General features: G+C 65.2%; 21 protein-coding genes and 2 pseudogenes. 13 read left to right on the top strand and 10 right to left on the bottom strand.

Annotated elements, in window-relative coordinates; translation table 11 throughout:
- Window positions 1-373: 373 nt before the first annotated feature.
- From moeZ to AB0L63_RS00290, 6 genes are all read left to right on the top strand, one after another.
- Window positions 374-1,558, top strand: coding sequence for an adenylyltransferase/sulfurtransferase MoeZ (moeZ, locus tag AB0L63_RS00315; RefSeq protein ID WP_364492673.1), 1,185 nt, complete (start codon window positions 374-376; stop codon window positions 1,556-1,558).
- Between the two features lie 274 nt (window positions 1,559-1,832).
- Complete coding sequence (locus tag AB0L63_RS00310; protein ID WP_364492671.1) at window positions 1,833-2,684, top strand: TIGR02569 family protein; 852 nt, start codon at window positions 1,833-1,835, stop codon at window positions 2,682-2,684.
- A 296-nt stretch (window positions 2,685-2,980) separates the two neighbouring features.
- Window positions 2,981-4,825 carry an SCO2524 family protein gene (locus AB0L63_RS00305; RefSeq protein WP_364492669.1) on the top strand — a complete coding sequence of 615 codons (1,845 nt, stop codon included), beginning with the start codon at window positions 2,981-2,983 and terminating at the stop codon, window positions 4,823-4,825.
- A 3-nt stretch (window positions 4,826-4,828) separates the two neighbouring features.
- Window positions 4,829-5,743, top strand: coding sequence for an SCO2523 family variant P-loop protein (locus AB0L63_RS00300; RefSeq protein WP_364492667.1), 915 nt, complete (start codon window positions 4,829-4,831; stop codon window positions 5,741-5,743).
- Between the two features lie 46 nt (window positions 5,744-5,789).
- Window positions 5,790-6,806: an SCO2522 family protein gene (locus AB0L63_RS00295; protein ID WP_364492665.1), complete on the top strand. Its 1,017-nt coding sequence runs from the start codon at window positions 5,790-5,792 to the stop codon at window positions 6,804-6,806.
- Window position 6,807: 1 nt separating this feature from the next.
- Window positions 6,808-7,914 (top strand): SCO2521 family protein, encoded by a 1,107-nt coding sequence (locus AB0L63_RS00290; RefSeq protein WP_364492663.1) that lies wholly within the window; start codon window positions 6,808-6,810, stop codon window positions 7,912-7,914.
- 14 nt (window positions 7,915-7,928) lie between these two features.
- On the opposite strand, the gene AB0L63_RS00285 is transcribed toward AB0L63_RS00290, so the two are convergent.
- The 4 genes from AB0L63_RS00285 to AB0L63_RS00270 form a co-directional block, all read right to left on the bottom strand.
- Window positions 7,929-8,771 carry a hypothetical protein gene (locus tag AB0L63_RS00285; RefSeq protein WP_364492660.1) on the bottom strand — a complete coding sequence of 281 codons (843 nt, stop codon included), beginning with the start codon at window positions 8,769-8,771 and terminating at the stop codon, window positions 7,929-7,931.
- A gap of 64 nt (window positions 8,772-8,835) precedes the next feature.
- Window positions 8,836-9,375, bottom strand: a complete 540-nt coding sequence (locus tag AB0L63_RS00280) for a GNAT family N-acetyltransferase (RefSeq protein ID WP_364492658.1) — start codon at window positions 9,373-9,375, stop codon at window positions 8,836-8,838.
- A 439-nt stretch (window positions 9,376-9,814) separates the two neighbouring features.
- Window positions 9,815-9,940 carry a hypothetical protein gene (locus AB0L63_RS00275; RefSeq protein ID WP_364492656.1) on the bottom strand — a complete coding sequence of 42 codons (126 nt, stop codon included), beginning with the start codon at window positions 9,938-9,940 and terminating at the stop codon, window positions 9,815-9,817.
- A gap of 216 nt (window positions 9,941-10,156) precedes the next feature.
- A complete protein-coding gene (locus AB0L63_RS00270; RefSeq protein WP_364492654.1) occupies window positions 10,157-10,828 on the bottom strand; it encodes an FCD domain-containing protein in 672 nt (223 codons plus the stop codon).
- 66 nt (window positions 10,829-10,894) lie between these two features.
- Between AB0L63_RS00270 and AB0L63_RS00265 the strand changes: the two genes are divergently transcribed.
- From AB0L63_RS00265 to AB0L63_RS00250, 4 genes and pseudogenes are all read left to right on the top strand, one after another.
- A complete protein-coding gene (locus AB0L63_RS00265) occupies window positions 10,895-12,154 on the top strand; it encodes an MFS transporter (RefSeq protein WP_364492652.1) in 1,260 nt (419 codons plus the stop codon).
- Between the two features lie 579 nt (window positions 12,155-12,733).
- On the top strand, window positions 12,734-13,144 hold the full coding sequence (gene nirD / locus AB0L63_RS00260; protein WP_364492650.1) for a nitrite reductase small subunit NirD: 411 nt from the start codon (window positions 12,734-12,736) through the stop codon (window positions 13,142-13,144).
- Complete coding sequence (locus AB0L63_RS00255) at window positions 13,141-14,382, top strand: uroporphyrinogen-III synthase (protein ID WP_364492648.1); 1,242 nt, start codon at window positions 13,141-13,143, stop codon at window positions 14,380-14,382. The genes nirD and AB0L63_RS00255 overlap by 4 nt, the downstream gene beginning before the upstream one ends.
- A pseudogene (locus AB0L63_RS00250) lies at window positions 14,379-14,477 on the top strand (sirohydrochlorin chelatase); the annotation flags it as partial. The gene AB0L63_RS00255 and the pseudogene AB0L63_RS00250, both read left to right, overlap by 4 nt.
- 117 nt (window positions 14,478-14,594) lie before the next feature.
- Here AB0L63_RS00250 and AB0L63_RS00245 read toward each other — a convergent pair.
- Window positions 14,595-15,047: a VOC family protein gene (locus AB0L63_RS00245; RefSeq protein WP_364492646.1), complete on the bottom strand. Its 453-nt coding sequence runs from the start codon at window positions 15,045-15,047 to the stop codon at window positions 14,595-14,597.
- A 400-nt stretch (window positions 15,048-15,447) separates the two neighbouring features.
- Between AB0L63_RS00245 and AB0L63_RS00240 the strand changes: the two genes are divergently transcribed.
- Window positions 15,448-15,957: a nitroreductase/quinone reductase family protein gene (locus AB0L63_RS00240; protein ID WP_364492644.1), complete on the top strand. Its 510-nt coding sequence runs from the start codon at window positions 15,448-15,450 to the stop codon at window positions 15,955-15,957.
- Window positions 15,958-16,022: 65 nt separating this feature from the next.
- Entirely contained in the window at window positions 16,023-16,148 is a 126-nt protein-coding gene (locus tag AB0L63_RS00235; protein ID WP_364494046.1) for a hypothetical protein, read from the top strand.
- A gap of 11 nt (window positions 16,149-16,159) precedes the next feature.
- Here AB0L63_RS00235 and AB0L63_RS00230 read toward each other — a convergent pair.
- Window positions 16,160-16,252 (bottom strand): annotated as a pseudogene (locus AB0L63_RS00230) (cupin); the annotation flags it as partial.
- A gap of 172 nt (window positions 16,253-16,424) precedes the next feature.
- Here AB0L63_RS00230 and AB0L63_RS00225 point away from each other — a divergent pair.
- A complete protein-coding gene (locus tag AB0L63_RS00225; RefSeq protein ID WP_364492642.1) occupies window positions 16,425-18,125 on the top strand; it encodes a metallophosphoesterase in 1,701 nt (566 codons plus the stop codon).
- Between the two features lie 4 nt (window positions 18,126-18,129).
- Here AB0L63_RS00225 and AB0L63_RS00220 read toward each other — a convergent pair whose 3' ends face one another.
- From AB0L63_RS00220 to AB0L63_RS00205, 4 genes are all read right to left on the bottom strand, one after another.
- Window positions 18,130-18,267, bottom strand: coding sequence for a hypothetical protein (locus AB0L63_RS00220; protein ID WP_364492640.1), 138 nt, complete (start codon window positions 18,265-18,267; stop codon window positions 18,130-18,132).
- 152 nt (window positions 18,268-18,419) lie between these two features.
- Window positions 18,420-19,394, bottom strand: a complete 975-nt coding sequence (locus AB0L63_RS00215; RefSeq protein WP_364492638.1) for an alpha/beta hydrolase family protein — start codon at window positions 19,392-19,394, stop codon at window positions 18,420-18,422.
- Window positions 19,395-19,693: 299 nt separating this feature from the next.
- On the bottom strand, window positions 19,694-20,377 hold the full coding sequence (gene mtnC / locus AB0L63_RS00210) for an acireductone synthase (RefSeq protein WP_364492636.1): 684 nt from the start codon (window positions 20,375-20,377) through the stop codon (window positions 19,694-19,696).
- A complete protein-coding gene (locus AB0L63_RS00205) occupies window positions 20,374-20,949 on the bottom strand; it encodes a cupin (RefSeq protein WP_364492634.1) in 576 nt (191 codons plus the stop codon). The genes mtnC and AB0L63_RS00205 overlap by 4 nt, the downstream gene beginning before the upstream one ends.

The following is a 20,949-nucleotide window of genomic DNA, read 5'->3' as shown; positions in this document are numbered from 1 at the left end:
CGCGAGACGGGCCGCGAACTCCTCGTTCGTAAGACTCGCTCCGTGGGGGTCGGCGATGTGCGGATGGTTCAGCACCAAGTGCACGCGCGCCGGATGGTCGAGTCCCGTGCGTGTACGTCGGATGGTTGAGTTCCATGCGTGTGGCGTATGCGCTTTGACGATTCGGACGCGAGACGGGTGCCGCGAACTCCTCGCTCGTAAGGCTCGCTCCGTGGTGGTCGAGTTGTACGGGTCGAGTTATGCGGGTCGGTTACGAGGCTCAGTCGTGGATGCGAGACCATGGTCGGGAAGAACGGCCCGATTGTCGGTGTTGATTATTTAGGCGCTGAGCCACCACAGTGCGATCGGCCAATTGATTCGAGGAGCCCTGGACGTGTCATCACCGAAGTCCCTGCCGCCGCTGGTCGAACCGGCCGCGGAGCTGACCAAGGACGAGATCGCCCGCTACAGCCGTCATCTGATCATCCCGGACCTGGGGGTGGATGGGCAGAAGCGGCTGAAGAACGCCAAGGTGCTGGTGATCGGCGCAGGCGGGCTCGGCTCGCCCGCGCTGCTGTATCTGGCCGCCGCCGGTGTCGGCACGCTCGGCATTGTCGAATTCGACGAGGTCGACGCCTCCAATCTGCAGCGCCAGATCATCCACGGGGAATCCGATATCGGCCGCCCGAAGGCCGATAGCGCGCGCGATTCCATTCTCGAGATCAACTCCGGCATCGATGTGCGGCTGCACAAGATCCGCCTGGAGCCCGACAACGCCGTTGAACTGTTCGGTGAATACGACCTGATCGTCGACGGCACCGATAACTTCGCCACGCGCTACCTGGTCAACGATGCCGCGGTGCTGGCGGGCAAGCCGTACGTCTGGGGCTCGATCTACCGCTTCGAAGGGCAGGTCTCGATCTTCTGGGAGGACGCACCGGACGGCCGCGGCATCAACTACCGCGACCTCTACCCGGAAGCCCCGCCGCCCGGCATGGTGCCCTCGTGCGCCGAGGGCGGTGTGCTCGGTGTGCTGTGCGCGTCCATCGGTTCGATCATGGTGACCGAGGCGATCAAGCTGATCACCGGCGTCGGTGAGCCGCTGCTCGGCCGTCTCATGGTCTACGACGCATTGGATATGAACTATCGGACCATCAAGCTACGCCGCGATCCGGAGCGTCAGCAGATCACCGAAATGATCGATTACGAGGCGTTCTGCGGTGTGGTGTCCGAGGAGGGCCAAGCCGCCGCCGCGGGCTCGACCATCACCGCGCGCGAGCTCAAAGAGCTGCTCGACGCGGGCAAGGAAATCGAGCTCATCGACGTGCGCGAGCCGGTCGAATGGGACATCGTGCACATCAAGGGCGCCAAACTCATTCCGAAGGATCGCTTCCTCTCCGGTGAGGCGCTGTCGGATCTGCCGCAGAACCGGCCGATCGTATTGCACTGCAAGACTGGTATCCGCTCGGCCGAGGTGCTCGCGGTCCTGAAGAACGCCGGTTTCTCCGACGCCTCGCACATGCAGGGCGGCATCGTCGCCTGGGCGAATCAGGTCGACAAGTCACTGCCGGTGTACTAGACCGGGTACTCGGCCAAGAGGTTGCTTCGCGGCGTAACCACCACGGAGCGAGTCTTACGAGCGACCCGCTCGCGGCCCGTCTCGCGTCCGCGCCGAAGGCGCGGCCGTCGAACACAGCCGAGTCGTCGAAGCGCATACGACGCAGTCGTATGTCTCGACGGCTCGGACGCGAGACTGCAGGGGGCCGCGAACACGCAGCGCCGAAGGCGCTGCCAACGACAGAGCACACGGCGCGCCGCAGGCGTGCCAAATTCAACACAGGTACCGTACGGCCGTGACTTCTGTGGAACCCCCCGAGCACGTGCGCGCCACGTTCGGTCTGCGCGAAGTGACGCCGGTTTCGCTGGGAGACTGGGACGGCGGCTGGCGGCTCGGTGACGTCGTGCTGAGCCCGGTGGCCGATCATGCCAGGGCGGCATGGTCGGCGAAGGTCCGCGAAACCCTGCAGGTGGACGGCCTACGTCTGGCCCGCCCCGTGCGGGCCACCGACGGCCGCTATGTGGTATCCGGTTGGCGCGCCGACACCTACCTGGAAGGTGTGCCCGAGCCGCGCTACGACGAGGTCGTTTCGGTATCGCTGCGATTACATCAGGCCACGGCACAGCTCGAACGACCGCGTTTCCTGGTCCAGCCGCCGGTGGCCCCCTGGGTCGATGTCGACGTCTTCGTCGCCGCTGACCGCGCCGCCTGGGAGCCGGTACCGCTGCGAAGTCTGCGCACCGGTGGCATCACTCCGGCAACCTCCCCCGACGGCCAACGCAGTATGGAACTGATCGGCCAACTGGCCACCTTGCGCAAACCGGTCCAGACCCCCGCGCAACTGGTGCACGGAGACCTGTTCGGAACGGTACTTTTCGCCGGAGTCTTCACCCCGGGCCTGACCGACATCACTCCGTATTGGCGCCCCGCACCATGGGCCGCCGGTGTCATCGTCGTCGACGCACTCGCCTGGGGCGGCGCCGACGACGGCCTGCTCGACCGCTGGTCCGATTTGGCCGAGTGGCCGCAAATGTTGTTGCGCGCGGTCATGTTTCGGCTTGCTGTGCATGCGCTGCACCCCCGCTCGACCCCCGAAGCGTTTCCCGGATTGGCGCGGACCGCGGATATGGTTCGCCTGATGCTCTGAGTTTCGTCCCGACCGTGTGATCGCCCGGTTATCTGATCCGGCGCCGTGTGCTGCGTCGATTGTTCTATGCTCGGACGACCGCCGTCAGGCGGCGATTGCTCTACCTGCTTTGCGGGCTGCTGGATGCTCTGCGGTTGCCCGTGTTCGGACGGCCCGCGACCGGTTCCACCGATGCCGGAATGGAACCAGATCGGACCCTCGTGGAGCCAGCGTAAGCGTTGTGCCCGTGCTAATTTGACGTTCGTGGACGCGGTGAGGACCGGCGCGCCTGCGACATGGGGTGAGGACGGCAGCAGGTGAGAATCCAACCGAGACAACAGATTCTGGATGTGTGGCGCGCGATGCTCGCCGCGTGCTGGGATGGTACGGACTGGCGCTGGGACGGGCTGATGGACGCCAACTCCATCAGCGACTCCGAGCAGTTGCTTTGCCTGCTGTATCCGGCCACCGAGATCGATACCTTCGCACTGGACAATCCGGATCGCATGGAGGACGACGTCAGTTCGGTCCTCGAACCGCTCGGCGGTCCGACGCAGATCGGCAGCTTCATGGTCTGGCTGCTCGAACGGTATATCGAGCGGAACACGCGAAACGACGGGCAGCCGAATTTCTCCGCGGACAGCTATCTGCGCTCTACCGATGAGCGCGAACCCAATGCGGCGCAGCGCGGCATCGAAGTCGTCGACTCGTACTCGATGTCGCTGACCGTCTGTATGGCCGGCCTGCGTTTCTTGCGTGCGTTCCGCGGCTGGGCGCGACCGGGGGAGCTGACGCAGCGGATCGATGGTCTCACCGAGCAGCTCAGCGCGCGGCTCACCGCGGCAATGACCGGACTGGTTCGCAGCTTCGTCGTCAATACTGTGAAGCCGAAATCCCGTGAGGGACAGGCGATTCTGGAAATGCTGAACCAGACCGGCGAGCCCGAGCAGGCCATGGTCGATGGTGTGCGGCGCAGTCTGGAACGGGTGCGGGCGCGGTTGCGTAGCGATGTCACCCTCGGCCAGGAGGAAACGGTCAAGGAACTCGAGAACGAGAATCTGCTGTTCGAATGCGGGTGGAGTTGGGGTGTGGTGCGCGACGCCACCGAGGTCGACTTCGTCGAGGCGCAGATCGCGAGTCAGAAGGGCATCGCCGATCCGCGCCCATACCTCTATTTCACGGTCGTCGCGCTGGACGGCATCAACGACCTGGTCTCCCCGCGCACCGGTGAGCTCGGTCTGCTCGACGAGAAGCAGCACCGGCTGGCCCAGGCGCTGCGTACCCGCTGGGAGCTGACCCAGCGCTATTGGTCGACGGTCGCGCGCTTCGGCTCCGGCAGTTGGCCGCTGGAGGATATTCCGTGGCGTACCTCCGATGGCGAGCAGTCGGACTACTTCAGTCTCATCGTATCCGCGGTACTGATCCAGGATCTGGTCGCGCGCACCGCTTCCGATGATGATTTGACAAGGGCCGTGGCCATTTTCGACGAATTGGCCGGCCGAGGCCGGATCATTCGGCGGACCATGCGCGAGGATCCTGCGGTTGCGATGCACACTCCCGGCGTGCGGCTGACCCTGCGGGGCAGTGAGGTCGTCGATGACGGACCGACGCTGCAGTGGGAGGTTTCGGACTTCTCGGCGGTGCTGCTCAAGCGAATGCTGCAGACGGCCAGGCTGTCCAACAATGTCGCGGCCCGCGACAAGCTGATGGAATTGGCAAAATCGGTGATGGAGCATCTGGATCGGCGCATGTTGCGCGTCGGAGCACCCGGGCTGTGGGATGACCCGGCGGGTGCGTTCGGGGAGAACGGCGCAGTCGAGGTCACAAAACCGTCCTGGTACATGACCGAACGCGTCATCGAATGTCTGGTGGTCGCCGACCGGACCTACCGCGAACCGCCGCCCAACTGGCCGGATCTTCAGGAGATCGCGCGGCTCATGCTGAATACCGCCGAGCATCGGTTCGATCAGGAGATGCTCGGCGTGAGCATCGATGACACCTCGGGCAATCGGACCACGCTCGATCGCGTGGAGGACCATATCGACCAGGCCAGGCGGTTGGTGCGCAACGATTCCGCAACCACCTTCGTGCACGCCTTCGCCGCGCTGCGTGAGCTCGACCGACTGGCCACCGGCCGCCGCGACGCGACAAGGAACCCATAGCGCATGATCGTGTTCGCGACCTCAGACAAGGGCGGCACCGGCCGCTCGGTGACCAGCTGCAATCTCGCCTATCGAATGTGTGTGCGGGGTAAGCGGGTCGCCTATCTCGATTTCGATTTCGGTTCCCCCACCGCGGGTGCGCTTTTCGAGATCAGCGGTGCCGAGCGCGGTATCTCCGGTGGCGACGGGCTGCACTCCTATCTGCTCGGTAAGGCGGGCGTGCCGGCCCGAATCGACGTGCGGGACAACACCGATCGACGCGAATTGCGTAAGATGCGCACGCGAACCGGCAAACTGTTCTTGTTGCCGGGCGATGCCGGTGGCGCGGAGTTCGCCAAGATCGATGACCGCGCCCTCGACAACTGCGCCAAGTTGCTGTTAGAGCTCGATCAGGACTTCGACGTCTGCATTGTCGATCTCAGCGCGGGGCGCTCGGTGGCGATGGAAATCGCGCTCAAGGCAACGGCTTTGCCGCAGTTGGCCGGGCGAACAGTGCGCTGGTTGGTATTTCATCGCTGGACCCGTCAGCACATCATCGCCGCACACGGTCTGGTGCGCGGCGGGTATGGACTGCTCGATTGTGGCGAGGGCGCGGGCCACGATCGCGAGGTGCTGCTGGACAACATCCGATACGTGCGCACCGCAGTGCCGCAATTGAACGAGGCGACCGAATCCCCTGGGCCGCAGGCGGCTTGGTTGCACCAGCAGGACTCCATGTTGAAACGGCTGGCATCGACGAACAAGGTCGGTGCGAGCGCGATGCTCGGCGAGACCCCGGTCGAGCCGGTTTTGCAGTGGCGCGAACAGCTGATCCTGGATATCGATGTGCAGAAGGAAATTGCCAACAAGGCAACCGTCGAGGCCTTCGACACGCTCGCCGATCGCGTGCTCGATCCAGCCACCTGGCGCCGAATCTGAATCGATCGAACTCGAGAACACCATCCTGGAAAGGGATTTCGAGCACATGGAGCATGCAGCAGGGTACAGCGAAGCCACCGAGCACTCGCGCGTCGCCAGGGTGCCACTGTCCCATGTGTCGATCGAGGTCGGACATTTCTATATGCACGATCTGGCCAATGGTCAGGAGAAGATTCGCGCGCAGTTTCGTCGGATCGTGCCACTGGTCGCGGCATTCACCGAGGCCGCGAAAATCGAATTCGGTCCCCGTGCCAGGGTGAGCACCTGCTTTCTGGTCGACGACTATTTTCGGTCCGATACCAATCCCGGCGAAATCCTCGACGCATTGCTGCACAATGCCGACGAATGCGGTTTGGCCATCGACTATTTGGCGCGCGAGGCCGGCTGTTGGGAGGTTCCGGCAGCCGAATACGGCGCGGTGAGTGCGCCGCGTATCGAGTTGGCCGAGTTGGTTCGCGCCCGCATCGTGGCCGAACCGCCCGAGGGTGCGAACGGCCGCAGGCCACCGACCGCCGAATCCGGCTGGCTGTGCAATGGCCGACGTGCTTCCGATGATCCCTCGGAACAGGCCATGCACGACGAGCCGTACGAACCGGCCGAGGAGTTCGGGCGGCGTGAGCATTCGATTTTTCTCGATGTCGAAATGTGGACTAAGCAGACCCGAAAGGTAAACGGGCGCAAGGAAGTATTCACCAAATGGTCCTGCCCGTATCTGGCCTCCGTCTGGCAGTTGCTGCGACTGGGCATGCTGCGTTTCGACGGTATGCCGGTGGTCGAGCCGCAGCCGTGGGAGCCGGGTATACCATGGCCCGGCAGTTGGTGGGAGATGCCCGCGGTGGTGCAGCTGAATCCACGGGCCAAACCATTTGCCGCATATCGGTCACTTTCGCTGCTGCCGCAGCGATATCTGGGTATCGAGCACGCGGTGCGAGTAATACTCGATCACATCCAACTCGACGATGAAGTGGTCGATCAGATCGTCGCCCGAGGTAACGAGGAGGGGATCGCCGTATCGCGCAAGGTGACCGAACGCCTCACCCATTTCCTGCTGGACGGATCCTGACGTGAACGAACCGAACGATGCGGCCGCGCGCCGGGTGCGCACGGCCCGCTCGACGCCGCACCTGCGGCAGCTGCGCCGCGGCCGAGCCGTGCGCCTGCTGGAGCGCGCGGGTGCGGCGCAGACCAGGACACCTGTCGGCCCGCTGATCGTATTCGGTGAGGTGGACACCTGCCTGCTGCCCGCGGCGACGCCGCTGTCGCGCGGTGATCTCGAGGAACTGCTCGAGCTGGTGCCGGGCCGTCCGATGTTATGGCGGGAGCGGCCGATGTCGCTTGCGGTGTCGCCGACCATCGCCGAGGGGGTGGATTGTCGGTTGGCTGCTCCGTCGCATACCGATGTGCGGGCGATCGGCACGGTGGCAATGCATGCGGTCGTGGTCGGTGGGCGGGTGCTGCAGAGTTCGGCGCAGACCAGAGTCGTTCGAGCCGTTGGCGATCAGCGCCGTACGTGGTCGCACTATTTGAGCCAGGTCGGCATATCCGAGGTGATCACCAAGGTCACCGCGGAAACCGGCGCCCGGCTGGTCGAGGGCTTCCTGGCCGCCGGCCCGCCGCCGGTGGGCACCCTCGACCTCGCGTCGATCGCCAATCGGCTGCTCGGCCGCATCCGGATGGATCATCGCCTGGACCAGAACACGCCGGTGCAATCGGGGACGACCAGGCTGCGCTGGGCGGCGCGGATCGGCGATCCGGCGCAGCCGGTGGTGTGGTTCCGGATGCAGAACGATACGGTTCGCACCGCGCTGATCACCGTGCGCACCGAGGCGGAACTGGCCGACGTGCAGCGGTTCTGTGAGGATCTCGCGGTGCACGATTGGCTGCTGTCGATCACCGCCGCGGCGCTGGAGCAGTCCGATCTGTTCGCACCGGGCAGTGCGGAATCGGTGGCGGTGCTGGCCCCGGTGCTGCACCACCTGGCACATCTGTGGGTGCCCGGCGCGCATACGCCACCGGCGCTGCGCGGACTCTGGACGCAGCTGAACACCGATCCGGATTTCACCGCGGGACGGCGGGCCTTGATCGATCAACTACGCAATCGGGTGCTGGTGGCGACGCTGGATGCGGTGCGGCACACCAGGATCGGCACCGAGGACTACAGCGCGGATTAGCCGCCGCGGCGGCATCAGATTCGAAACCATCGCCGGACCAGCAGTGCGAAGAACAGCGAGTTGAGCACGAGTCCGGCGTAGGCCTCGATGGTCAGAAGTGTCCGTCCGGCGCCCCTGATGTCCTCCAGATCGCCGAGGCCGAGTGGATTCAGGTAGTTGATCAGGCACATGTGTAGCGCGGTCGGGATGGGCTGGCCGTCGGTGGCCCACAGCACGACGGTGCTGATGAGCAGGACGGCGGCGATCCAGCAGAGCAGGCGGAACGGCCGAAAACCATAGCCGCACAACCCTTCCAGGGTCCAATGCGGGATCCGCTTCCAGGCCGGATCGACGGCGCGGCAGCGAGCCTGTGCCAAGGCGTGTCCGCAGCGGTCCTGCGCATCGAAATCCTCCTCGACACGGTGCAGTCCCACCGCGCGTTTGAAAGCCAGTACGGCATGTTGGGGCAGGTCGACGGCGATCAGCGCGCGGCCGAGATGCTCATAGGTTTGGGCGATCCGGTTGTTCTGAGTGCGGCTCAGCCGTCGTGGGCCGCGGAATTCGACCTCGGCGGCGAGCAGAGCTGTCAACGCGGGCAGGGGTCCGTCACCGTCCCCGGCGGGTTCCTCCGCCACCTCGTAGATATGGGAGAAGACCAGGCTGTCGCCGGGCTGGGAAATCTTTACCGGGTCGTAGTCGAGCTCCAATGTCTCGACGTGGGTGTTGAAGGTGTCGAGTAGCCGCTGTTCGGATCCGGCGCCGGCCTGTTGGAAGTATTCGGCGATCTCACCGGCATACCGGTCGGCATGCCGATCGATCAGCATCGTCATCGAATTCACCGCAGGTGGTAGTTGGGATAAGCCCGCGTATTCGGTCATCGTGTGTTCCCCGTGCAGCCGTCACGTTCGATGTGATATCCACCATACCAACGTGATTCGACTATCAATCCGGTGCTCGACCGCCCTTGAGCCACCGCTTGTCATTCGGTCCGGGGAGCTGCGAGGTGGTCGGCCAGTGATCGATGCGGTGCACCAGAACATCTCGCGGTTCGTTCGCGCCGAAGTAGCGCTGTTCGTGTCCGGCCCAATGGAATCCGGCGTTCTTGTACAGCTTGACCGTGCGCTGATCGGTTGGTCGCACCGTGAGGTACACCGAATCTGCCTGTGCAGTGCGGCAACTCGTCACAGCCTGGTCCAGCAGCGCCCGGCCGAGGCCGCGGTTGCGGTACTTCAGTGCGACCGCGAGACCCATCACCCAGCCGCGTCGGCGGGTACCGACGCCGACGAGTGCGTAGCCGCGCACTCTGCCGCCGATTTCGGCCACCACCCAATCGGGTCCGTGCAGGTCGAACAGTTGTCGCAGCGTTACATACGGGTAGCACAGATCGCCGAAGTGCTCCCGCTCCAGCGCGGCGATATCGTCGAGATCCGCCAATCGTGCGGTCCGGAATACCGGTTCCCCCGCCCCCTTGGAGTTATCCAATGCTCACCTCTCCCGGTGTGAGTCTGCTGTCCAGCGTAAAGCCCCGACGCGCTCGCGGGGCCGAGACCGCCGAAGCTCAGTCGCGGGATCGCTTCCTCGGCCGCCGTCGCTCACCGATGGGCTCGGACAGATGACTGATCGACCCGGGAAAAAACTTGGGTCGATAGGCGGTTTCCCATTGCCGGAACGCCGTAGCAGCGATATCAGGTGGTCGAGCAGGGTGGTGTCGACTGGGAAGCATTGTGCATCAGGCGAATTCAGCTCGTCGAGATCGGATGCCTTGGTGTTGCGGACGTGTGCCATCTCGCCGGGGCCCCCTCGTGCTGCCTACTGACTCGGCGTGATATCCACCATAGCAATGTGATTCGACTCGTGGACGGCCGAATGCCGCGCTGGGGACCTCTTGCGGCGCGGCGTTCGGGACTACCGGGTGCGGTGGTTAGACGTTGGCGTAGGCCAGTGAGGGGACGCGGGTCACGGCGAACGAGGAGCGCAGGTAGAAGAACCAGGTGACCGCAGCCATGACCAGGAAGGTTCCCGAGTAGGCCCAGAAGGCCGGGTTCATGCTGTGGAAGTTGATGTTGGACAGGCGAAGTGCCTGCTGGAGCAGGTAGCCGCCGATCGCGCCGATCGCGGCACCGGCCTGACGCTTGGCCGAGGCCGAGGCGTCGGTGCGGTCGAGTCCGTGTTCGGCGGCGTATTTCTTTCACACCGTGGTGAGCCGATTGGTGACCTGTTGGTTACCTGGTCGGGCGCAAGGGTTTCGGTCGTTCGACCAGAACTACCTATCCGGGTATTCGGCGATCAGCGAGGCGAGGAAACAGCGTGCGGCCTGAGCCGCTCGTTCCGGATCGCCATCGATGACGGCCTGCACCAATTCATTGTGCTCCGCATCGTAGGCATCGTCGGATTTCGCGGATCGCGCCCGGATCACCTGTTCGATAATCGGCAGCAGTGAATCGTAGAACTCCAGATATACCGCGTTATGGCTGGCTACGACGATCGCGCGATGCAGTTCCACATCGGCTTCGATCGCCGCGACGTTCTGTTCGTCCCAGTGCTGCCGGCTGCGTTCCTCCAGCAGTCGCCGCAGATTCGCGACATCGGTCTCGTCGCGTCGGCGCGCCGCCAATGCCGCGGCATTGGTATCCATGGCCATCCGCAGTTCGAGCACATCGCGTTCCTCCGCGTCGGCGAAGTACTTGGCGAGTGTGCCGCCGACCTCCGAGGCCGCGATGACATAGGTGCCCGAGCCTTGGCGTCGCTCCAGCATCCCGGCGTGGACGAGCGCTTGCACCGCCTCGCGTACCGTATTTCTCCCGGTTCCGCTGAGCTCGGTCAGCTCTGGTTCGGTGGGGATTCGGGAGCCGATAGGCCAACGGCCGGAACGAATTTCGGCACGCAGCTGCTCGGTTACCTGGGCGATGAGGCTGGTCCGCCGGACGGGTTGCACGGCATCAGAGTACCGCTCATCACAAATCCTTGCCCCCTGTCATCGGGTCATCCTATGATTTCGCAAGTGTCTGCAACTCTCCCGGAAACCACGGTTCGCCCGGAATGCGTCCGGGTCGAGCGGCGCAAACGTGCACTGACCGAAGGCCGGCTGCTTGTCCTCGCCGCCATTGTGATGTCCGCGCTCACCCTCCGGGTCGCCGTCACCGCATTCACGCCGCTGGCCGAGCGCATCGGCGCCGATATCGGTTACTCGACGGCCGTCGTCGGTGTCTTCGGCATGATCCCGACGCTGATGTTCGCGGTTTCGGGTCTGCTCACCCCGCTTTTCGCGCGTCGAATCGGGCTGGAGCGCACCGCGCTGGTCGCGATGCTGATGGCCGGACTCGGCATGCTGATCCGGGCGGTGGTCGGCGGCACGGCCGAACTGCTGATCTTCTCCGCACTGGCGCTCGGCGGTATGGGCATCGGCAATGTGGTGATTCCGCCGGTGGTCAAACGGTATTTCCCGGACCGGCTCGCGATGGTCAGCTCGCTGTATATCACCATGGTCCAAATCGGCACCGTGGTGCCCGCGCTGCTCGCGGTGCCCGTCGCCGACACGCACGGCTGGCGGATCTCCTTGGGACTGTGGGCAATTCTCGGGTTCGCGGCCGCACTGCCGTGGCTCGGTGTGCTGCGCGATCGCCGCGGCCACGATCGGGTCGACAGCACCGCGCTGCCGCCGCGGACGCAGGAGCCCAAGGGCAAGGTGTGGCGTTCGCCGGTGGCCTGGGGCATGGCGGGCATGTTCGGCATGACCTCGCTGACCACCTACGCCATATTCACCTGGCTGCCCAAGATCTTGTCCGAGGCGGGTGCGAGTGCCGGATTCGGCGGAACCATGGTCGGTCTGTTCGCGCTGATGGGTCTGGTGCCGGCGTTCGCCGCACCGACGGTGGTCGCGCGGTTCCGCAATCCGTTCCCGTTCGTAGTGGGTTGTGCCGTCTTCTTTTTCACCGCATTCGCCGGACTGCTGATCGCGCCGATGAGTGTGCCGCTGCTGTGGGTCGTGCTGTTGGGCCTGGGCCCGAGCACCTTCCCGATGGCATTGACACTGATCAATATGCGCACCAGGACCCCGCAGGGTTCGGCGGCGCTGTCGGGCTTCACTCAGGGGGTCGGCTATGCGGTGGCGTGCGTCGGTCCGGTGCTGTTCGGCATGTTGCGCGGTGCGACCGACGGCTGGGCCGCGCCGTTCGCGATGCTGGTCATCGCGGTGCTGGTGCTGCTCACCGGCGCGTGGCAGGCGTGCAAACCACGCATGCTCGAAGACACCTGGAATTGATACAGGCGCGTCCGCCGCTCCCCGTATTCAGGCTAGACAGGCAAGAGCCGCACGGCTTGCGCTCAGGTCCTGCGCGGCTGGTTTTGGGGCGTACCCGATGAGTTACCCATGTGCCTGCGAGATCAGTTCGCTCGGCGAGCGTTCACACCGTTCGAATTGCGAGGGTGTGCGGAGGCGAGCATGCTCTGCGCGGCACACCTCACCGGCCATTACTTCGAAGATCGGCTGTTCGTGATGCGCGGAAATCGGTGTGTCACATGCCCGAAATATTTCGTTGAAACTCACCCGGCTTACCCGGTAATCGTGAGCAACCGTTGATTTGACGGTCGTTTGGGGCAGCATTTCGGCAATACCCGTTTCCTACCTTGGGGCTAACCGATTTTGGGAGGCCCCTGTTGAGCACGCTGACGTGTAACCACAACATCGAGCACTGGGATGCGGCGGCCATCGCGTTGGCCGAGGTGCCGGTGTTGCTCGGCATGCCGGAAATCCCGGTTGCCATACGCGGGAAATAGCCGCTTAACCCCGAAGAAACAGAACGCCGGTACCAATGGGTAAGGCGTTTGGAGGATGACACCGATGACCGTGATGGATACTCCCGGCATTGCCACAGCTACCACCACGGGCTGGACGCGGGCGTGCCGACTCGACTACCTGATTCCCGGCCGCGGCGTCGCGGTGTTGCTGAAGGGTGGCCGTCAGGCCGCTCTGTTCCTGATGACCGACGGCACCCTCGCCGCCGTCGGCAATATCGATCCGATCGGCCGGGCGGCAGTGCTGTCGCGCGGGATCGTCGGTGACCGGGGCGGTATTCCGGTCGTGGCCTCGCCGCTGCTGAAGCAGGCGTTCTCGCTGCTGGACGGGCACTGCCTGGACGACGATTTGGTGACGCTGCCGGTGTACGCGGTGCGCGTCGACGATCGCATCGTTTCGGTTTCCAATGAGCCGGTCGATGCCGCGCTCGTCGCCACGGATGGTGGATCGGCATGACGACAATCGATACGGGTGCCTGTCTGGCCGGTTTCACGGTGGGTGTCACGGCCGCCAGGCGGGCCGATGAGTTCGCCACGCTGCTCACCCGAAGGGGCGCCGGTATCCTCGTCGCTCCCGCCATCCGGATCATCCCACTGGCCGACGACAACGAGCTGGAGCGGGTGACCCGAGTGCTCATGGCCGATCCGCCGCGGATCGTGGTGGCCACCACCGGCATCGGATTCCGCGGCTGGATGGAAGCGGCCGAAGGGTGGGGCATTGCCGAGGATCTGCGGCAAACGCTGTCGTCCACCAGGATGCTGGCGCGTGGGCCGAAGGCCAAGGGCGCCATCCGCGCCGCCGAACTGCGTGAGGAATGGTCGCCCGCGTCCGAATCCTCGGCCGAGGTGCTCGATCACTTGCTCGCCGAGGGCGTGGCGGGTGTGCGGATCGCCGTCCAATTGCACGGCGCGACGACCGAATGGGAGCCGGTACCCGACTTCTGTGAGGTATTGCGTTGTGCCGGTGCGGATGTCGTTCCAGTGCCGGTGTATCGGTGGGTGCCACCGGATGATCAGAGCCCGATGGATCACCTGATCGAGGCCATCGTCACCGCCAGCCTGGACTGCGTGACCTTCACCAGTGCGCCCGCCGTGGCGTCGATGTTGATGCGCGCCAAGGAAACCGGACTGCTCGAGGGGGTGCTGCACGCGCTGCGCGGCCAGGTGCTGCCCGCTTGCGTCGGACCGATCACCGCGGCTCCGCTGGAGGAGCTGGGGGTGGCCACCTCGATGCCCGGACGGGCGCGCCTCGGTGCGCTAGCCCGACACGTCGCCGAGGAATTGCCGCGGCGCGCCAATCGGATTCAGGCCGCTGGACACACCATCAGTGTGCGCGGGACGTGTGTGGTGGTCGACGGTTCGGTGCGTCAGCTCGCGCCCGCGCCGATGACCTTGATGCGATCGCTGGCGCGGCAGCCCGGCCGGGTGGTGTCCCGGGAGGATCTGCTCGCGGCGCTGCCCGGTGGCGGTGACGACACTCATGCCGTGGAGACCGCGATCGCGCGGCTGCGCGCCGGGCTCGGCACCCCGAAAGCTATTCAGACCGTGGTCAAACGGGGCTACCGACTGGCGCTGGACGCCGCTGATTGCGCCGCTGATTCTGCACGCACCGCCGCTGATGGCCGTGCGTCGGTCGCGGGCATCGCCACTCCGGCCCGCGCACCGAGGTACGTACAGACCGCGGGGAGCTGGTGACGGCTCCGGCCCTGGTCTTGGTCGCACATGGCACCAGGGGTACCAGGGGTGTGCGGATGATCGCCGCGCTCGCCGAGGCGGTGACACGAGAGCTCGCGGGGATGACAGGTGGCGCGGGGGAGTACGGCGTCGCGGGTTCGGCGCGCGACGCCGAGCTGACCGGGCACCCCGTGTGTCGGCGGGTGCCCGGCCATCAGACAGGGTGCCCGGTCTCAGGCATTCTCGTACGCGTCCTGCAGAACCTTGATATCGAGCTTGGTCATGGACCGCAGCGTGATCGCGACCGCGCCGGCCTTGGTCGGGTCGGCAGCATTCAGCAGGGCGGGCAGGGCGGCCGGGACGATCTGCCAGGACAGGCCGTAGCGATCGGTGAGCCAGCCGCACGGGCCGGGCGCACCACCGTCGACCAGGGCGTCCCACAGGCGATCGACCTCGGCCTGGGTATCGACGTTGACCTGGATCGACGCGGCGTCGGTGAATGGATGCCCTGGACCGCCGTTCATCAGGGTGTACGGGTGACCGTCGAGTTCGATGGCGACGAAGAACGCCGTGCCATCGGGGTGGCGAGTGACCTCGACGATGCGGGAGTTGGGGATCAGTGCGGTGTAGCGGGTGGCGGCTTCCTCGGCGTCGCTGTCGAACCAGAAGAATGTGTTGACCGACATAGTGGGCTCCTTGGCTTGGTGATGACCAACTGTCACCCTTCGGTCGGAGCCACCCCGATGCCTACGACATATCTCCGCGAATTTCCGCAGGAAATTTTCGGGCAGGTCAGACGCTCGCGATGGCGAGGAAGCGATCGGGGATAAGCGTGATGAGCACCCGCGCGCGTTCCACCTCACCCAGCGCCGGCCCACTGCCGTACCACTCCCAGATGTGCTGGGTCCACACGCCATCCGCGTCGATGGTCAGTTCGGCATCCCCAGATCACCCGCACCTGCCGATTCGGCCGCCGCCCACCGGCCCGCGACCCCACAACCTCTCGATCGATCAACGATCCGATCCACGGATTCGCCAGGATTCGCCGCACGGAATGTGTCGGTGGGTGCGTGCATACTGGCTCGCGTGAGTAACACTGAACCGGGTGCGCCCGAAGCGAATACGCGTGAAATAGCCTCCTACGACGATCCAGACGCCCCGTGGAACCAGAAGTTCTCCGATGCGGAGATGGCGAATTGGAACGACGACGTCATCAGCGAATTCCGTGCGAATGCCGGCAAGGTGAGCGGCGCCTACGACGGTGCGACGCTGCTGCTGCTCACTACCACCGGCGCCAGAAGCGGTAAGCCGCATGTGGTTCCGCTTGGCGCGCTCTACCGCGACGATACCTTGTATATCAGTTCGTTCATCGAGGATCGCTACCCGGCCTGGTACCACAATGTCAAAGCCACTCCGCAGGTGGCGGTGGAACTGGGTGGCAAGTCCTACCGTGCCACCGGTCGTGCGCTGGAGGGTGCAGACTACGACGAATTCGCGGCATGGGCGCTTGCCAACAACCCCTTGTTGGCCGACTACCAGTCGAAGGTCGACCGGCCGCTGCCGCTGGTCGTGCTGACCCTCGACAACGAAGTCTGATGCCGGTCTGATATCTCCCAGGAATCCAGGCAGGGCGCAGGGGCGCTGAAGCGTGGTCGCCGACCGTGGCAATCGTCTTGTTGCGCAACGAATTCGTGCTGCGTGGGGTCCCCGCCGCACCCGATGATGTGCTCATCGAGATCGTCGACGAGGTGTACCTGCCGCTGGTGCGGCGGTGCGCGCCGAGCTGACTAGGCGCAGTCGGGGCGTCGGCGTCTTCGAAGAGCGGCTTACCAGTGGGCGGTGCGTAGACCACGTCGAGGACGAGCGGGTCGGGGCCGAGATTGCGGCCGATTTTGGAAAAGGGGGAGAATGCCGCTGCCACTGGGGCATTCGTACGTTTTGGGCGAATTTCGAAACAATCGCGTTGCGAGGGCGGAGGTTCGGCTCAGAGTTCACCAATTGTTCGTGCCTGGGAAGCGGTGTCGAGTTGCGTAATGCGCTGGGGCCGTAGAGCATCGGATGCTGTGCCGACGAATCCGTTGAACCCCGCTGGCGATCTGCCGGATACCGGAATTCCCGCCGCCGAGGCCGCCCATATGACCATGGCCGAGCAGCACGAGTGGCATCGGAATTACCTACGTCGGCACGTGGTCTCCCGGCGCAATGTGCTGCGCGGTGCGGCTGCGGCCACCGCGGTCGCGGCCGTCGGAACCTCACCGTTCGGCAGGCGCGCCTACGCCGAGGACGTGCAGCTCGCGGTCGGCGGTCGACGTGTCGGGTATGGGCCGGATTCGACGAGTCAGCTCCGGTTCGCCGGTCAGCTCTCCCGGCCACCGGCGGGCACCAAGGTCTTCCTGGACCACGGCCCCACGCCCGCGCTCGGCAGCACCATCGAGGCCGAGGTGCGCAACCTGCTGACCCAGGTCCCCTCCGCCGACGGCGGTGTCCTGGCGGCCGAACAGTTCTATGTGCACGCTCCGGTCGACGGCTTGCCCGGACGCGTGCCGCACTTCTATCGCTGGCGTACCTCCGACGGATTCACCGGTGATATCCGCGCCGCCGCACCCGCGATGCCGAGTGCGCGCAGTGCGATTCTGCCCTTCCGGTTCACCATGATGGGCGATCAGGGCACCGACGAGACTCCGGCGCTGCCACCAGGCACCGTGCCCGGCGATTACGACGACAAGTACTACAAGCCCGATAACGATCCAACCGCACCGCACGCGAGTAATGTGCTGCGCCAAATCGCCGCCGCCAAACCGGATTTCCACATTCTCGCCGGTGATATCGCCTATGCCGACCCGTCCGGCGGGGGCAAACCGAACGAATTCGTCGCCAACGGCGCGAAGCTCGGTTCCGGTTTCGACAAGTACAACCCCTACGTCTGGGATGTCTACTTCGGGGCGATCGAACGCAGTGCCGCCGAGACACCGTGGATGTTCGCCACCGGCAACCACGATATGGAAGCGACCTACGGCCAGCACGGGTACGGCGGACATCTGGCACGACTGGACTTTCCCGGCAACGGCCCCGCGGGCTGTCCGTCGGCGTATTCGTTCACCTACGGCAATGTCGCGGTGCTCTCGCTCGACGCCAATGACGTCAGCTATGAGATCAAGGCCAATTCCGGGTATTCCGATGGGGCGCAGACGAGTTGGGTGGAGCGCACCCTCGCCGCCTATCGCGCGGACCCGAATATCGACTTCCTGGTCTGCTTCTTCCACCACTGCGCGTACTCGACCACCGATGCCCATGCCAGCGACGGCGGCGTGCGCGATGCGTGGGCCGGACTGTTCGACCGGTATCAGGTGGATCTGGTGCTGCAGGGCCACAATCACGTCTACGAGCGCACGGATCCGATCCGTGCCGGCGCCGCGACCAGGATCGCCGCGGATAATTCCATCGTCTACCCGGATACCGACGGCACGGTCTACTACACCGTCGGCGGCGGTGGCCGACCGCGCTACGACTTCCGACCCGGATCGCAGGAAACGTTCCGGGGTCACGAATTACCGGACACCACGGTCCCGAACAGCTATGTCTGGACCGCATCCGGCGACAAACAGGATGAGGCGGCCCCTTGGTCGCGGGTGCGGTTCCGCAACTATTCGTTCCTGCGCGTCGATGTCCGCCCCGGCATCTTCGCCAGTGAAATGGATGTGGTCGCGGTGGACGAATACGGCCGGGAATTCGACAAACTCACCTTCCGCCGTCTGGTCCGCTGAACCGCTACTTCTCCTTCGGCGGCAGCGAACGCGCATAGCTCACGCCGCGGTCGATCCATTCATCGAGCGCTGCATCGCCGGCGACGGCCGCGCCGTCGACCAGCAGCCAGTTGTCGGTTATTTCGCGACCGCCCATCACCATCGCGCCGACATAGTCGCGAGCCAGCAGGGTGGTGCTCTCCTACGGGTCGACGCGGACGAGGAGACCGCCATTCCGACTCGCCGCGACCGCCATATTGCCGTTGGGTCATACCGCATTGTCGACCAGGCACCGACAAGTTCGTAGCGGAGCGGTTATGCGCCCAAGGCGGCGGCGAACAGCGGCCAGGACTCGTGGAGATCGTCCTGCCAGTACGACCAAGCATGCACACCTGCCGGACGGAGAATCACGGTGGCGGGTACACCCGCCGTGGCCAGCCGGTCTACAAAGGGGCGGGTGCAGCCATTGATGACGGTCTCCATGACACCGCCGACCACCATGCGCTCCAGCAGCCGGACCGGATTGCCGTCGATGCCGGCATCGCCGAGGTACTCGTGCGGTCCGGCGGTGCCATCGCCGGACGATATGTAGAGCGCCAATCCGCGCAGTTGGTCCACGTGCAGCATCGGATCGTGTTCGGCCCAAGCCGGATTGTCCGGGGCACCCCACATATTGTCCGCATTCGCGCCGAAGACCGCGAGCTCGGCGTGCACATAGGCATTGGCGGCGGGGTCACTGGTGCGCGGGCAGCCGCTGTAGGCACCGACCGCCTGATACAGGCCGGGTGCGCCGATGGCCAGATTCAGTGCCGAGGTCGCCGACATCGACAGGCCCGCAACGGCATTGCGCCCGGACATCGCGAAACGCGAACCCAGCAGCAGGGGCAGCTCCTGGGTCAGGAAGGTCGTCCATTTATTGCGGCCAAGGGCCGGATCGTCATTGAGCCAATCGGTGTAGTAGCTCGCGCGCCCACTCATCGGCATGATCACATTGACGTTCTTATCCGCGAAGAAGTCCGCGACATCCGTGCGGGTCGTCCACGGCCCGCCGCTTTCGCCGCCGTCGACCGCATTGAGCAGATACAGCGCGGGCGCACCCGGACCGGGATGCGACATCCACAACGTGATAGGCCGATTCATCGCCGCCGAATGGACCACGACCTCGAATTGCCGCCCGCCCAGCGGCCGGACGTCGAGAATCTCGGAGCCGGGATCGGCTCCAGCGGTTACGGGGACGGTCGCGGTGCAGACCGCGAGGAGGAAAACCAGGCAGCGCGCCAGCCGGTACATGGGTCGAATTCCTATCATGGCCGCGCGCGCGTCGTCGGGATTTGCCGGGCGTGTTTGCTGGAAAATAACTTTCCCGTCCGCTCGAGCTTGCGGGCTAGGAGTCGTCGCAACACCCCAGTTCAGGGGAGATTGCGATGGACTGCAGAATTCGGGCGGACCGGAAGACGGGACCTTGTGGGGGCGCGCGAGGATGCCGAGGAATTGCTGGGCCGCCTCGACGTCGCCTGGCCGCTCGCGGCTCGGGACGGCGAAAGGTCGCCTGGCTGCGGGTGATGTGCCCGCACCGTCCCGGCGCGGACTCAGGGCAGCGTCAGTTCCGCGAACGAGGAGATCCAATGATGCGGGGGGCGTGCGGGATTCGGTTCACCGGAACGGTGGACACCGGTCACCGACCAGCCCGCGGTGACCGCGGCATCGAGTTCGTCGGGATGGTCGGACAGGAACAGGATGTGATCGGCGGGGGTGCCGATGCTGCTCGCGATCTTCTCGTAGGACGCGGGTTCGCGTTTCGGCCCCGCGCTGGATAGATCGAAGTAGCCGCTGAGGAGTGCGGCCAGATCGCCGTCGCGGGCGAAGGTGAACCAATCCTGTTGGTTGCGTACCGATCCCGAGGAGTAGATGTAGAGCCGCAGACCAGCGGCGTGCCAGGCGGCGAGGGCGGGCGGGACGTCCGGGAAGAACTCCCCGTGCAGTGCGCCGTTGCGGAAGCCCTCGGCGCAGATGATGCCCTGCGCGGCCTTGAGCGGTTCGGCCTTCACATCGGAGCCGAGCCAGTCGCGCAGGATCGCGGCGACCTCGTCGGTGTCGGCATCGGGGCGGCCGGCGAGTTCGCGGGTGGCCGCGATAATGGGCGCGGCCGCATCCGTGCGGTTTTCGGCCAGCCATTCGGGCAGGCGGGCGCGGGTGTAGCCGTAGAGGTCCTCGCGCACCGAACTCGTCGGGCTGGTGGTGCCCTCGATATCGACGACGACGGTGGCGATCACGGGGCCGTCAGCAGCTGATCGAGGGTCGGGAAACCCGAGCTGATGGGATCGCCGGTGAAATCGCCGACCCAGCCGTCGGCCTCCTCGAAGAAGCGGATGGCGATGAAGTCCGGGCGGGTGCCCATATCGAACCAGTGCAGGGTGCCAGCGGGGACCGAAAGCAGGTCCCCGCCTTCGCATACCGCCGCCACGACCTCGTCACCGAGATGCAGATAGAAGCAGCCGCGTCCGGCCGCGAAGAACCGCACCTCGTCCTCGGCGTGCCGATGCTCGTCGAGGAACTTCGCACGCGCGCCCTCGGCGATCTTCGGCCACTCCGGATTCGCGTCGTCGGGGTGGATGCGGGCGATATCGATATGCTGGTAGCGGCCGGAACCATTGAGTTCGGCCACCCGGTCGTCGTATTCGGCGAGCAGTTCGCCCGATGCGGTCGCGGTCGCATTGTCCAGCACCGGCCAGCGGTTGAAAGTAATACCGCGGGCGGCCAATTCGGCGCCGATCACCGCCTCGTCGGTGGTACGCAGCAGTACCTCGGCGGCATCGTCGGCGGCCATAACCTGCAACAGCGTCAT

It is taken from the genome of Nocardia sp. NPDC051990 (genome assembly GCF_040680755.1).
In the GTDB taxonomy this organism is placed as follows: Bacteria; Actinomycetota; Actinomycetes; order Mycobacteriales; family Mycobacteriaceae; genus Nocardia.
Note: the sequence above shows the minus strand (reverse complement) of the source record. Positions and strands in the feature narration are given on the sequence as shown.